The following is a 13,519-nucleotide window of genomic DNA, read 5'->3' as shown; positions in this document are numbered from 1 at the left end:
GTTTGTAGTCTACTTATCGGACTCCCAGTTCTTTCGCGCTCAGGGAAGTCCATAGGCAGTTGAATGGGCGGTTGTTCCACGGAATGACGGCGCGCATCCATACCGTGAACGGCGTAGGATTACGCCTGTTCAGCCGAGACGACCAGGTTCACCGGAGTACCTGGGTTCATGCTGCGGCGGTTCGCAAGGGCTGCTGCTCGGCTGGAAGCGTCGTACGTGAACGAAAAAGTGTGGTGGGCGGGACTGCGGTGACCGCCTTACGGGCGGTCAGGTCGTGATTCGTTAGTTCTGGCGGAGCGCCAGCAGCGCGGCGCCGAGCACGGCAACGAGCGCGATGCCCATGCCGAAGCCGGGAATGCCGCTACCGGATTCGCCACTAGTGTCTTCCGTGGTGCCGGCCGACTCCTCGGTGGTCGTCGGCGCTGCAGTCGTCGACTCCTCGGTGGTCGTCGGCTCCTGCGTGGTCGGCTCCTCGGTAGTGGTCGGCTCCTGGGTCGTCTCTTCGACTTCTTCGACGATTTCGATGTCCTGACGGTCCGTACTGTCACCGTCGTCGGACTCAACCGTGTACTCGCCAGGCTCAACGTCTGCCAGATCCATGTCAACGGACCACTGGCCGTTCGTGTCCCAGTTGTCCGTGCTGGTCACCATCACGGAGTCGCCCTCACTGTCGAGGAGTTCAACCGTGATCGTGTTGTCGTCGGGCATCCGGTTGGTGACACCTTCAACCGTCAGCGTGCCACCAGCCTCAACGCCACTGACCGATTCGATCGTGGTCAGCCCGGACACGTACCGGAACTCTTCGGTGACGATCAGGTCGTCGCTGGCCGTGTCGTCAACCGAGTTCGCCAGAATCTGCTCGCGAACCTGCTCACCGCTACTGGCACCGCTGCCGTAGCCGATGATCTCGGACGCGAACTCATCCGCGTCGTCGGCCACGTCACCTTCACCGAAGGTGTCGTCACGGCCGGAGGAGATGATGTGTGCGGAGACCGTGCCGCCTTCGCTCATGTTATCCAGCGTGAGGTCTTCCGCGTCGAAGGTCCCGTCGTTGTCGACGGAGATATCTTGTGCGTTGACGTTCCCGCGGGAGTCAACGAACGCAACCGTCAGCTCGTTCTTCCCGGGTGCAGTCCCCGACACGTCAACGCTCTCGTCCTCGCTGGCGACCTGGCCGTTGTAGGTCGCGAACGAACCGTTGAGCTCCGTGTCGGTCACGCGAATCGAAACCGTGCTGCTGACCCCGCCGTTGAACTCGGAGGTCGTCAGCGACCCGTTCGGCGTCGTCCCGGACGTGTTTGCGTCCTGCACGTCAATGACGCCAAGCCGGTAGGTGCCGGGCAGCGACAGAATGTCGTTGCCGTTGTTGTCACCGGAGAGGACGACGCCTTCCTCTTCGAAGGTGTCGTCGCTGTCAACTTCAATCGACTTCGAGTCGTCGACTTCAACGAGTTCGAAGTCGTTGTTGTCGCGGGCGTAGAGCGCAACGTCGTCAGTGCCCTCGTTAGCCGTGCCGTTGACCGTGACTTCCGAGCCGACAACGTAGGCGCCGCTCGGGCTGTCCAGGGAAACCTCACCCTCGGTCACGTCGAACGACTGGTCGTCGTCCGTGGTGAGCTCGCCAAGCGCGGACTCGTTGACCGTGTCGTTGTCGTAGATGTAGTCAGTGTCGCTACCGTCGTCCGTGTGTGCGGGGTAGAGGTTCAGGTCGATCGAAGAGTCATCGAGGTACTGCGTCTCGATGGACCCGACACCGCTCCCGCCGTCAATCTCGACGACTGCGTAGGCGTCACCGTCGACGGTGCCCGTGTTGAGCGTGTCGCCGACATTCCGGAAGATCTTCTCGACGTTAGCGTCGTCGATGTTGTCGCGGAAGTCACCGTCTTCGATGGTGACGGCGTGGACGTTGCCTTCCGGACTGTTTTCGACGGTGTACTGGACGTTTTCACCCTGCACGACTTCCTCGGTGGAGAGGCTGAGCGAGGCCGTCTGCGACGAGGAAATCGTCACGGAGACGGTCTCCGTAGCCTCACCGTAGTCGAGGTCGTCAACGCCAGCAACGGAGAACGTGTACTCGCCGGCGTCAACCTGATCGGGGTTGATGGCGAAGGAGACGTCACCGCCCTGGTTTTTGGTTACGTTCGAGGTGTTGACGATGATCTCGTCGGTGACATCGAGGCCGTCTTCGTCTTCGACGGTGAGCTCGATGTCTTCAGCCTTGTTGTAGTTGTAGTCGGTCTCGACAGTTGCGGTGCCCGAATTCGTGGTGAGCAGACCACCGCTCACGTCGTTGTTCCCGCTGTTCCGGACTTCCAGCATCGTCACGCGCGGCGTCTGCACCGTCACGTTGAACTCGCCGGAGCCAGTTGTGCCGCCGACGGCGTAGGTGCCGGTGGCTGCGTCCTCAGAGATCGGCATCTCGAGGACTTCGCCTTCGCTGGCACCACCAGTCCGCTCAAGCTCAGCGGGATTCGGGCCCTCGCTGCCGTCCGAGTCAACAAAGTCGATGTCGTCTTCACCTTGGTAGACGGTCGCTCCGCTACCAACGGAACCTGCACCTTCTGCCGTGGACCAGGTTCCTGCGTTGCCACGGTCTCCGTTGGCACCTTCCTCAGGCGAGGAATCAGCAATATCTGTCGACACAGTCCAGGTGTCCCACATGTCATTAGGGGAGGTAGTCTGGAGGTCTGTCGTCACACTCGCTGGGCCCGCTGTGCTTGGATTCGTAACGCCAGTAATTTCGATCTGAATCTTTCCACCAATTTGCGTATCGGAGGAACTCAGCGAACTGGCAAGCGTGATGTCAGCTGCGTCTGCAGTGGCGTCAACCACAAGGCCAGTAGACGAATCCCGGGTCTCTCCCGTCGGTACGTACGTGACCGTAACGTCACTATCAGTCACTCCACTAAAGTCGAAGTCACTGGAAGTGACATTAATATAGTCTGTGTCTTGGGTGTCATTTTCTAAATCTGCACTTGTTGTTAGTGTCACACCGGTCGCCCCTGTTTCGTTTGGACTAGCGGTGAGTGACGTGTTGGTTGCCGCGGCGGCAGTTCCTGTAAAGGCAACGCCAGCTGCAAACACCGAACCGATCATCAGCGCAGTCAGGAAGACCGCGCGAAGCTTATTCGTTGTGTCTGTCATTATTATCGTTTGTGACTGGATTGGTTCCAGTCGGACCAGACGACTGCTTCCACCTGATTCCGCCGAAACGCAATCAACGGTTTCCGTAGCCGCCGTTCGGGTAGGGGTATTCAGTTATGTCACCCGCTAATAGTAAAGTCCTTCTGGCCATACTTTTAAATACCCCCTGTTATACGCTGAGTAGGTGGAATACCACGGCCTTCAGGCCGGAGATACGCGCCGTCACTCAGTGGCCCGTGCCACAGACTCCGACAAGGCAGGAAATCCCACTGTTCTCAAACCAGACCGTCACAAGAAACATGATTGTAAGCGAGTAGACAGGCATTTCACGATGCTGGAAGTCCACCACACCTATCGAGTGAAAATCCGCAACCACTCACAGGTGGTGGAGCCGCTTAACCTGAACGGGAGGAGTGCCAGCAAGCTCTGAAACGCCGCTAAAGCCGGAAGAATCCCGAGCGTTGGAATATTAGGGTTCATTGAAATCCCCCGTCAGAGGGCGCTAAGTTATCGTTCGCCAAATGTTCACCGCACCGTTCACGGCTGCGTTCATCGTCGTCTCGTACGACGAACAGACGTACAGACCGCGCTCCACACGATTCGAGTTATGAATCCACCCGCAACACGAATACGTCTTCGCGGCTGCCGCTGAGGTCGCCAACCGCGATCTTCGCCACGCCTTCGTCGACACACCGCGCAACGATGTGCTTCGAGAGCGTGTGGAGGAGAGAGTCTTTGCGTCGCGAGAGCTTCTGTCGACCCTTCGATGCCCGTTTCGATGGGTCGTTCTGGCCTTCGGTCTGGTACTGGTCGCAGGTGAACACGCCTGCGCCCTACCTGTCGGGACGACCGAAACAGGATCTCTCAAACCGAGCCGGAGCTGCGCAGCGCGAAGGCCACCAAGCTGAGCCACCGCAGAATCGAGTCGGAGTGTTTAATGATTCTGACGACACAACGGGAGAGTAATGAAGGGGGGATGGCAGTATCGCGTCGGCAGCGCGCTCGGCGTCGCGGCACTGACAGCGCTCGCCGTCACGTTCACCAATAGCGCCCCCGTCCAAGCCGTCGTCAGCACGCTGCCAGTCGTCGGACAGCTGTCCGCCGACCCCCCAGCTGGAGTCGAGGGTGCCCTCGAAGTCCTGACGACCGTCGCCGTCGTCGCCGCGGTGTTCGTGCCACTCTACAAGCCACGCCCACGCCGGATTCTGGACGTCGTCGTCCTCGCACAGAAACGCGTCCTCGTCGCGATGCTCGCGCTCGCCGCCATCGGCTACTTCGACTACTCCTACCGGCTCCCGCGGACGACGCTGCTCGCAGTCACGCCAGTGCTGCTCGTCGCGCTCCCAGCGTGGTTCGTGTGGATTCGTCAGCGACCAACTAGCGAACCGGAACGCGCGATCGTCGTTGGTGACGACCCCGACGAAATCGAGCGGCTCGCCGGCGACGTCGACGTCCCGGTGCTGGGCTACCTCTGCCCGACGAGTTCGTTCGACCGCGTCGCGAGCGCGTCGCCACCCGCCGCCGTCGTCGCGGACGGCGGCTTTACGCTCCACGGGATGGACCGCCTCGGCGGGCTCTCCCGCATCGAGGACGTGCTCGTCGAGTACGACGTCGACACGGTGGTGCTGGCGTTCGAACACACCGACCGCGCGGAGTTCTTCGGCGCGCTCGACGCCTGCTACGAGCACGGCGTCGACGCGAAAGTCCACCGCGACCACGCTGACCAAGTGTTGACGTCTGATCGTGATGTCGGGACGCTCGTGAACGTCGACGTCGAACCGTGGGACGTCCAGGACTACGTGCTCAAACGCGCGTTCGACCTGTTGTTCTCGACGGGTGGCTTGCTCGCGTTGAGCCCCATCATTCTCGCGATTGCCGTCGCGATTCAGCTTGACGACGGCGGTTCCGTGCTGTACAAGCAGGAACGCACGGCTGTCTTCGGGGAAACCTTCGACGTGTACAAGTTCCGGTCGATGGTCGAGAACGCCGAAGAAGAGACTGGCGCAACGATTAGCGATGAAGACGCCGGCGGGGTCGACCCGCGCGTCACGCGCGTCGGTCGCATTCTCCGCGAGACGCACCTTGACGAGATTCCACAGCTCTGGACGGTGCTGAAAGGCGACATGAGCGTGGTCGGCCCACGCCCCGAGCGGCCAGAACTAGACTCGGACATTCAGACCGGCGTCGTCGACTGGCGAAAACGCTGGTTTGTCAAGCCTGGACTTACAGGACTCGCACAAGTGAACGACGTGACTGGTGCAGAACCAGGGGAAAAGCTTCGGTACGACCTCCAGTACGTCAAACAGCAGTCGTTCTCGTTCGACATGAAACTCGTCATTCGTCAGATCTGGAAGGTCGGCGTGGATGCCATCGAAACCGTTTTCGAGTGACATCCGTCACGCCGTTCACTCTGTTAGGTCGACGTACTGCTGTTCCCATTCGCGGCGGGCGGTGATTTCCCGACTGCCACGACTCGTGAGCGTGTAGTAGTTGGTGCGCTGGTCGAGTTGGCCCTTGTCGACGAGGCCCTTGTCGACGAGCGTGTCGAGGTTCGGGTAGAGGCGGCCGTGGTGAATCTCGGACTCGTAGTACTCCTCGAGTTCGTCTTTGACGGCGAGGCCGTGCGGCTCATCTAATCCAGCGACCACGTAGAGCAGGTCTCGCTGGAAGCCGGTGAGATCGTACATACTTCGGTTGAAACTGCCAAATTGTATAATTCTTGTTATTGGGAGACCATCTGAGACCAGCGAACGCACATTCTGCCGGCAGTTTCGCTGTTCGTCGGCCCACGTAGACCAGCGCGGACACCACCTGTGCGCATCGTCTTACACACCTCCTTAGATATTGACGAGTTCCATTCTAGGTTATTTCCGGAATACTAGGAGAAAATATATACTACCACCGTGTGTCACTTTTCGATTGGGTGTTGAGAGGTAGCATACCACATCAGCCTCGATGACGTTCCCAGAGAGCACACTACTGTATCATGGCCCAGCACACGCCCTCCGAGCCCACCACTAGCGACGCACCACCAGCCAGCCGCCTCCCGCGCACGATAGCCGCCGTCGTTCTCGTCAGCCTGCTTGCAGTGCAGCCGGCGGCCGCCCAAAGCAGCGCGGTCTGTAGCGCGGACAACCTCCCGAGTATGATCGAGGGGTTCTTCCAGCTCACCACCGCGCTGGGCATCGTCGGGCTCGCCGTCGTCTGGCAGGCCGACTCCCTCATCGAGATATTCACGCTCAGCCCCGACCGCAAGAAAGGGTTAAAACGCCACAAGCGCTCCGCGATGAAGTCCGCGGTCGTCCTCGTCGTCCTCGGCCCGCTGTACACGGTCGCCGGCTCGCTGATGAACCTCCCACTGGCGACGTGCGTCGACCTCGTCCCCTGGTAGCGTCATGCAGCGAGCGCGCGTCGTCGTAGCTGCGCTGGTCGTCGCCGGCGGCATCACCAGCGTCGTAACTGCCGACCCACCCCGGCCGGGGACCGAAGAGAATGGACTCACCGAGAACGAGTCCGCGACGCTGTGGTCGCGCGACACTGACGACTACATCAACCAGTCGGCGTATCGCGAGCGGTACGGTGAGAACCGCACGGCCGTCCAACAGGTCGCGAACGGGACCGACGTCACGTTCACGCGGCCGCCCGCAACCGCCGCCACGTGGACGCGCCACGACTTCCAGGATTTGGACGGTGGCGGCCCGAACACGTCCATCCACCCGCCGCACGCAAATCGCACAGATGGCGCGTTCATCGCGGACGCCCACGCGACGATATTTGCGGTGCAGCCGTCGACGCGCACCCACCTCGCAGCTGGGACGACACCACTGTATATTGCACCGAACGGCACGCTGCGTGGGTTCGTCGATTACCGCGTTCGCGTCCCTCCCGGAGACGCCTCGGGATCGACGACCGTCGACTGGTCGCTGGTCAGCCACGAGATCGACACCGTCGAACTGCAGGCCGACGGTGAGTCGCTCGTCGAACGGGACGGCGCCCACACGCCCATTCTTGCCTACCAGATGGGGCGGAATGGGCGGGCGACGCTCACGTTCACCGCCGAGATCGGCGTTCGCTTGCGGCAGACGACGCGTATCGATCGCGGCAACACGACCAGCGTCGACGTCACCTATCACGAGGAATCGGTGAACGTGTCGGACACGCTCTCCGTGGCGGTGTACAATCTGTCGGCGACCGCTCACTCAGCCTCGTATCCGAACGGGGATGCTGGCGTCGCAGTCTTCCAGACGCGGCCCTGGCAGGGCTTTACGCTCCCCGAACGCGGCGCACGAGTGCGTGGCATCTGGCGGTTCTACACCGCCCGGAACCCGGACTGGGATACGCTCGTCACTGCGACCGCGACGGGGCGGTCGGTGGTTGACTCACCCGCGCTCCCGGTGGGCGTCCACGCCTATCCGTCCCGGATCGGGCCGCGCGTTGAGCCAGTCCGGGACGGCCCCGAGTTGCTCGCGACGTGGGGTGGCGACCAAGCAACGCCCGCCGGGACGATCGGGGAGAACGTCTCCGTTGACGTCGTGAACCAATCCTATCAGGCGACGTACGGGCTCGCTGCTCGCACCGAGAGTATTGAGCGGGAGTTCCTCCACGTCACCGGAATCGTGCGCGGCGTCAACGAGACTGTCGCGTTGGAGGATGACGCCGACCGAAAGCTTCGTCGGAGCACGCTCTCCGTTAACGTCGTTCGCCAGAATCAGACGGCGGCCGTGCTCCGCGTCGAGCTCCGCGATGCGCGAACGGACGCACCGATTCAGTTGGCCGACCGCGACCGCCTGCACCTGATTGGTGGCGAGACGCGAACTGGTGCGATTACCATCAACGGCCAGCGCATCGAAACGAATCGTTCTGGGGTCGCGACCGTCACCGTCGACGAGCCCGGCGTGTACACGGCGCGCTATCAGCCTGGCTCGTGGCTCAGCCACGACCCCGCGTACGCCCCCGCGACGGCGACGGCACGGTGGCATCCACTCGGCTCGATTGATGGCTGGTTAGCGTTGCTTGTCGGCGTCGGCTGGCGGCTGCTCCCGTTCGCCGTCGTGTTCTACGCCGGCACGCGACTACTCCGACTGCTCGACTTCACCACCCGCTTTCAGGAATCATGACCAGACACCTCCAAGACCTCGATCGGCGCACTGCCCTCCAAACAGTTGCTAGTGCTGCAGTCGCGAGTTTCGCGGGCTGCCTCTCCCAGAGTTCGCCTGCCAGCGATGGCACGACTGCTGCTGGTGGCCCGCTCCAGCAAGTCGCCGTAGATGGGACCACAGTTGTTGTTACTCTCGTCTCGGAGGCGGACGTTGACCGGCTCAATCTCATCCAGCCGAACGGCGAACTCTTCGCGCAACAATCGGTCGCGGCTGGCGTCCAGCAGGTCTCGTTCGAGATTGGTACGACCTACCCGCCAGGCGAGTACGACATCGTTGCACTTCGTGAAGATGAAACTATTGTCGAGACGACGATCCCAATCGAACCAACTCTGGAAATTGTGGAGATGGGTATTGGGAGAAATCAGCCTGAGGAGATGTGGACCGGAGCGGAAGACAAAATCAGTGAGGAGGCGTTCATCACCGTTAGCAATCAGGGAACTGGGCCAGAGGCAATCACAAAACTACTGTTCATCGGCGATGTTCCGTATCCCTCCAACGAACAAGGGACAAACTACGCGGGTGCTGAGGACGTTAGTGGGATATACGATTCAGAAACAGACTCGGAAGTTGGTGAAGTCTTGCTTCCCGCAGACGAGCAGCTCACGATTTACAGCTCGCGCTCGCCATTTGCCTTCGTTCCCGGTGGTGGAACTTCCTGTACTAACGAGGAACAGACCGGCAAGTTCGACCTGATTCTCGAAACGCGGGTCGGCGGAGACCGCGTTTCGAAATCTTACAATATTCGGTATTCAGCGTCGAATGAGCAGGAAGACTGTGCCATCACTATCAGTGAGGTGTAACGATGGTTGACCTAATTGATGTCGTTTTGGAGGGGTTCAAAGACGTCGTTGACTGGATTATCGAACTCTTCCTAAACGGCCTTCGTTCTGGCTATGAATCGCTCGCGGAGGAGATGTTTGGGACCCCCACGCCGGAAACCGATGGTGCGTTTGTCTTTGGCACCCCTACGAATAATCCATGGCCGGCTATCCAAGATGCACTTGTTGGTGGCGAGATCATGCTAATCTCGCTTCTCATTCTAGTGCTGTGCGTTCAAGCCAGACACACTATTCGAATCTTCAATATTGGAAGCGCGTATGACGCTCGACGGGCGAAGAAGACGGCCTGGGTCGGGGCTGTTCTGATAATTACCTGGTATTGGGTTAGTATTCTCGCCCTCTACCTCATTGACGGGTTCACAATTGCGTTGATACCCAGTCTGAACTCTCTCGGTGACACGATGCTAAACCTCCTAAATGTCTCTGTGATGAATCCCGGACTGTCCTTGGTTTTCGCTCTTATTGGCGGACTTTCCATGTGGGCACTCGAAGCTCTCTACTATATCCGCGAGGTTCTGCTCCTCGTCTACGTATACGGGATGCCTATCTCGTTCGCGGTCGCGTACGGTAACGTCCCAGTTCTTTCTGATATTGCGATAGGATTTAGTAAGCGATTCGTGCCTCTGGCGATCCTTCCACTACCTGCTGCAGTCGTATTCAAAGGCTACAGTCTTCTTTCCGCACAGAACTCGCTCTCGCCAAGTAGCCCGTTTCTCCGATACTTGGTTGCTGCTTCCCTCCCGCTAATCGCACTCTACGTCACGTGGAAGACGTTCACATTCGCGACGCCGCTCACAGCAAAGGTTCTCGGGGGTGCGACGAAGAGTGCCGCGCTCATCGGGGGCGTCGCTGCTGGCGCGTACATTGGTGGGGCTGGCCTCGCAACGACAGCCGCACGTTGGGGCCCGAAAGCAGCGGCTGGCCACGCCGTCGCGCAGAAAGCCGCAGCGCGTGGCGGACACACCGATGATGGCGAGTCGTCGCCGTCGTATCGGCGGACCGAAAACGAGCCCAGTGAGGAGACAGAATCGAGTGACGACCATGGGATGGACTTCGACCGGGGGATCCACTGATGGTCGACCGGGACGCGGCGGCACGGCGCATTATGGGCCAGTTCGGCGAGGAAGGCCGCATCCCCATCCTCAACATCGACGAAGGCGACGTTGGCGTCCTCATTGCCTTCCCGATTGTCGGCTTGCTCGTTGCCGGGTTCACGGGCGTCGAGTCGCTAGCGCTCCCGCTCGTTGCTGGTGGCTTCGGGCTTGGCGTCGCGGTCCTCTACGTCTCGCCCGACCACCTGAACGCGTGGACGTGGGCCAAAGATGTCTACCGGTACGCCAAGCGCCCCCGAGTCACGTTCAGCGCGCCCGAAGACGAGACTGAGTCCACTGGAACAACACGTAACGAGGGCGGGCTCGCGAACTACACGCCGTTCAAACCCGACGAACGCACGCAAGACCTCACGAACGTCGAACGCGCGTGGCCAGGCGCAGGTGCGATCCAGCGCCAGGATGGTGCGATGGCGGCGTTCGTCGAGGTGCAGCCGGGGAACATGGATTTCGCGATGTCAGACGACTGGGCGCAGCTCCAGGAAGCGGGCGCAGCGTTCGCCAACCGGGAGCTAGACTGGCCCCTGAAGTTCCACGCGACGACCCGGTCGTTTCCCGTGGAACAGATCACCGAGACCATCGAAGACCGGCTGAACGACGAGGACGTCAAACAGAACCCAATCTTCCGGGCACTCCTCGAGGAATACCGGGAGACCCGCCCGCAGGAGATGCGCGACCGGGGCAGCCAGCAGCTGCACTACTACATCGGCGTCGAAGTCGCGCCACTGGAGATCTACGACCGCTACCGCGACGAAGCGACGCCAGCGGAGAAGCTGACGCAGTTCCCGATTGTTGGGTTCCTGTTCCGGCCGTTCGTGACGCGCCGTGAGGATCTGACCGAGGTTGAGCGTCGCGCCAAGATGTTCGAGAAACTCGATGAGCGAATCAACGACGTTCGCGCGGAGTTCATCCAGCAGGCCTCCGGGTGGTCCGCGCGGCGACTCAGCACGGTCGAGCTGTTCGTCCTGAATCTGGCGTTCTGGAACGGCCGCGAGCACGACTACGGCGACGCGGGGCGCGTCGTCCGCGACCACCCAATCATGGGCCACTCGCGCCGGGAGGGTGACCATGATACATAATGCTCTTTTTCAGGCCAGCGGGCTCGATCGCCAGCTCGGGCAGTGGCTACCTGACCCGGCGTCGCTCGCGGGCGCTGTCCTGTACGCGGCCCTTGCCGTGGGAGCCGTCCTCGTCGGAGTCGGACTCTGGCGGTGGTACACCGAGGACGACGAGGAGCAGGTCGCGTTCGCGGCTGTCCTCGACGAGGCGACGCTTGAGAAGGGACGCGTGGAGGGAGCGCTGCTGGATGACGTGGCGGAGTCCCAGCAGACCGTGACGGCCCCAGATGCGATCGAGTGGGAGACGCGTGCCGCCCGCGTTGGCGAGCAGTGGACGTCGACGCTGTACATCGCGGACTATCCGGATTATCCGAGTGACGGGTATCTCAGCGAGCTGTTCGAACTCACCGACGTCCAGTTCGACGTGACCGCCCACGTCACGCCGCGGAATCAGGAGCGTGCCCGCGACGAGCTGCAGGATATCGCGGACAACCTCCAGGTGGATGCGGATCTCGAGCAGAGCGTGCGGGGGGCGTACTTGCAGGAGCGCGCCAACGAGGCGGCGGCGACGTACACGGCCGTTGAAAACGGCGCGAGTGTGTTCGACCAGAGCCTCTTCGTGACGGTGCGCGCCGACGACAAAGACGAGCTACGGGACGCCGTCCAGACGGTGAAGAGTGCGCTCCGCGACGACCCGGCGAACCTCACACCGAAGACCGCGATCTGTCGGCAGGACCTCGCCGTCCAGTCGGCCGCACCCATCGGGAGCAACGAATTCGGGCGGGCGTCGATTGCCCTCGGGGGTGCGGTGGGTGCGTTGTTGGCGTCTCCACAGCAGGCGACGATTCTCGAGGAAGGCGGGGTGGAGTTCGGGATTCACAAGGACACGCGCAGCCCGGTCGTGATTGACCCGTTCAGTCGGGAGAACGGCTACGCGATGTTCACAATCGGTGATCCTGGCTCGGGGAAGTCGTTCAGCTCGAAGCAGAACTTCATCCGCTCGATCGAACAGAGCAGTGATCGGATTGGGGTGATTCTCGAGCCGTTGAACGACTGGGCTGGCGTCGCTGCAGCGTTGGATGCGAAACGCATCACGGTCGGTGGGACGCTCGGGTTGAATCCCCTGGAGCTGCGGGAAACACCGGCGCGCGTCCAGCGAGCGATGGGCGAGGACGCCAGTCCGTTCAACGAGAAACTGGACGACGCGATGAGCTTCCTCACGAACTTCTTCGCGTTACGCGGGGTTTCGCTTGGCGATCGGCGGACGACGCTGGAGCTCGCGCTCACGCGAGCGTACAACGAACGTGGGATTACTGATGATATTTCGACCCACGACAATCCGAGTCCGACGATCCGGGACGTGATGGACGTGCTTGAAGGGATGGTTGAGGAGCCCGAGGAATTTGTTGTGCGTACTGATGAGGAGGCTGGGAAGCTCGCGGGGGATGCGACGTGGCTGCTCGACCAGCTCCGTCCATTCGAAGAGAGTGGGCGGCATTCGAATCTCGGGCAGCCCTCGGCGTTCGACATTCGCGACGAGAAAGTGATCTATCTTGATCTCGCCCAGCAGGAGGGGAGTGTAGATAGTTCGACAGCGCTGACGATGCAGTTGTTGATATCGTTGGTCTATGAGCGCGCGAAAGTCTCGGAGCAGGAGGTCGTGTTCTACATCGACGAGGCGCGCTATCTCATGCAGGACGCCGCGAGTCTCGCGTTTTTGGAGACGGTGTTTCGCCATCACCGCCACCACGACCTCTCGATTCGGTTGGTGACGCAGACGGTTGATGAGTTCTTCGAGCACGCTGAGAGTGAGGCGATTCTGGATCAGTGTGCAGTGAAGCAGTTCCACCGGTTGGACGGGATGGACGAACAGTGGGCCGAGGAGTTCGGGTTGAACTACGCGCAGATGCGGTTCGTCCAGGATGCAGTGCCGGGGAATGAGGATGCTGGATTTTCGGAGGCGTTAGTTGGGGTGGATGGTGAGTGGCGTGGGATTACAGTGGAGGCGATGCCGAAGGAGAAGCAAGTGATTGACTTCGACCCGACTGAGCAGGAACGGTCGTCGCTGCCCGGCGCCGACGAAGAACGTAGTGAGACCGGTCGGACTGACTCCGGAAACGGGTAGCTGACCGAAGCGCGCTCCCAGCACGCTTCGACGGACAGCGAGATTCGATACGTGACCAACACCAGAGCGTGAGTGCGCACTCGGC

At 61.1% G+C, this 13,519-nt stretch carries 9 protein-coding genes and 1 pseudogene; 7 read left to right on the top strand and 3 right to left on the bottom strand.

The genetic code is table 11. The features are described 5' to 3' along the window. Positions 1-282: 282 nt before the first annotated feature. Together csg and ABSL23_RS06005 are read right to left on the bottom strand one after the other, a co-directional pair. Positions 283-3,096: an HVO_2072 family ArtA-dependent S-layer glycoprotein gene (csg, locus tag ABSL23_RS06010; RefSeq protein WP_353635358.1), complete on the bottom strand. Its 2,814-nt coding sequence runs from the start codon at positions 3,094-3,096 to the stop codon at positions 283-285. 553 nt (positions 3,097-3,649) lie between these two features. Further along, positions 3,650-3,965: pseudogene (locus ABSL23_RS06005) on the bottom strand (RNA-guided endonuclease TnpB family protein); the annotation flags it as partial. A 144-nt stretch (positions 3,966-4,109) separates the two neighbouring features. Between ABSL23_RS06005 and ABSL23_RS06000 the strand changes: the two are divergent. Further along, the gene (locus ABSL23_RS06000; protein ID WP_353635063.1) at positions 4,110-5,534 is read left to right on the top strand and encodes a sugar transferase; all 1,425 of its coding nucleotides are present in this window, start codon (positions 4,110-4,112) and stop codon (positions 5,532-5,534) included. A 15-nt stretch (positions 5,535-5,549) separates the two neighbouring features. Here ABSL23_RS06000 and ABSL23_RS05995 read toward each other — a convergent pair whose 3' ends face one another. Then, entirely contained in the window at positions 5,550-5,831 is a 282-nt protein-coding gene (locus tag ABSL23_RS05995; protein ID WP_353635062.1) for a PadR family transcriptional regulator, read from the bottom strand. A 299-nt stretch (positions 5,832-6,130) separates the two neighbouring features. Between ABSL23_RS05995 and ABSL23_RS05990 the strand changes: the two genes are divergently transcribed. From ABSL23_RS05990 to ABSL23_RS05965, 6 genes are read left to right on the top strand one after another with little or no spacing between them, the layout of a single operon-like run. Beyond that, positions 6,131-6,535: a hypothetical protein gene (locus tag ABSL23_RS05990; RefSeq protein ID WP_353635061.1), complete on the top strand. Its 405-nt coding sequence runs from the start codon at positions 6,131-6,133 to the stop codon at positions 6,533-6,535. 4 nt (positions 6,536-6,539) lie between these two features. Continuing rightward, the gene (locus ABSL23_RS05985) at positions 6,540-8,261 is read left to right on the top strand and encodes a hypothetical protein (RefSeq protein ID WP_353635060.1); all 1,722 of its coding nucleotides are present in this window, start codon (positions 6,540-6,542) and stop codon (positions 8,259-8,261) included. After that, positions 8,258-9,103, top strand: coding sequence for a hypothetical protein (locus tag ABSL23_RS05980; protein WP_353635059.1), 846 nt, complete (start codon positions 8,258-8,260; stop codon positions 9,101-9,103). The genes ABSL23_RS05985 and ABSL23_RS05980 overlap by 4 nt, the downstream gene beginning before the upstream one ends. Positions 9,104-9,105: 2 nt before the next feature. Then, positions 9,106-10,215, top strand: coding sequence for a hypothetical protein (locus tag ABSL23_RS05975; protein WP_353635058.1), 1,110 nt, complete (start codon positions 9,106-9,108; stop codon positions 10,213-10,215). Further along, positions 10,212-11,330, top strand: coding sequence for a hypothetical protein (locus ABSL23_RS05970; protein WP_353635357.1), 1,119 nt, complete (start codon positions 10,212-10,214; stop codon positions 11,328-11,330). The genes ABSL23_RS05975 and ABSL23_RS05970 overlap by 4 nt, the downstream gene beginning before the upstream one ends. Beyond that, on the top strand, positions 11,320-13,434 hold the full coding sequence (locus tag ABSL23_RS05965) for a transferase (RefSeq protein ID WP_353635057.1): 2,115 nt from the start codon (positions 11,320-11,322) through the stop codon (positions 13,432-13,434). The genes ABSL23_RS05970 and ABSL23_RS05965 overlap by 11 nt, the downstream gene beginning before the upstream one ends. The last annotated feature ends 85 nt before the right edge of the window (positions 13,435-13,519 follow it).

The sequence above is a fragment of the Halobacterium sp. NMX12-1 genome (assembly GCF_040435975.1).
In the GTDB taxonomy this organism is placed as follows: Archaea; Halobacteriota; Halobacteria; order Halobacteriales; family Halobacteriaceae; genus Halobacterium; species Halobacterium hubeiense.
This window is presented reverse-complemented; position numbering and strand designations above follow the sequence as displayed.

What these genes read in the sequence shown, in the direction of transcription:
- csg (WP_353635358.1), bottom strand. Translation starts at nt 3,096, where the DNA reads ATGATCGGTTCGGTGTTTGCAGCTGGCGTTGCCTTTACAGGAACTGCC.
- ABSL23_RS06000 (WP_353635063.1), top strand. Translation starts at nt 4,110, where the DNA reads ATGAAGGGGGGATGGCAGTATCGCGTCGGCAGCGCGCTCGGCGTCGCG.
- ABSL23_RS05995 (WP_353635062.1), bottom strand. Translation starts at nt 5,831, where the DNA reads ATGTACGATCTCACCGGCTTCCAGCGAGACCTGCTCTACGTGGTCGCT.
- ABSL23_RS05990 (WP_353635061.1), top strand. Translation starts at nt 6,131, where the DNA reads ATGGCCCAGCACACGCCCTCCGAGCCCACCACTAGCGACGCACCACCA.
- ABSL23_RS05985 (WP_353635060.1), top strand. Translation starts at nt 6,540, where the DNA reads ATGCAGCGAGCGCGCGTCGTCGTAGCTGCGCTGGTCGTCGCCGGCGGC.
- ABSL23_RS05980 (WP_353635059.1), top strand. Translation starts at nt 8,258, where the DNA reads ATGACCAGACACCTCCAAGACCTCGATCGGCGCACTGCCCTCCAAACA.
- ABSL23_RS05975 (WP_353635058.1), top strand. Translation starts at nt 9,106, where the DNA reads ATGGTTGACCTAATTGATGTCGTTTTGGAGGGGTTCAAAGACGTCGTT.
- ABSL23_RS05965 (WP_353635057.1), top strand. Translation starts at nt 11,320, where the DNA reads ATGATACATAATGCTCTTTTTCAGGCCAGCGGGCTCGATCGCCAGCTC.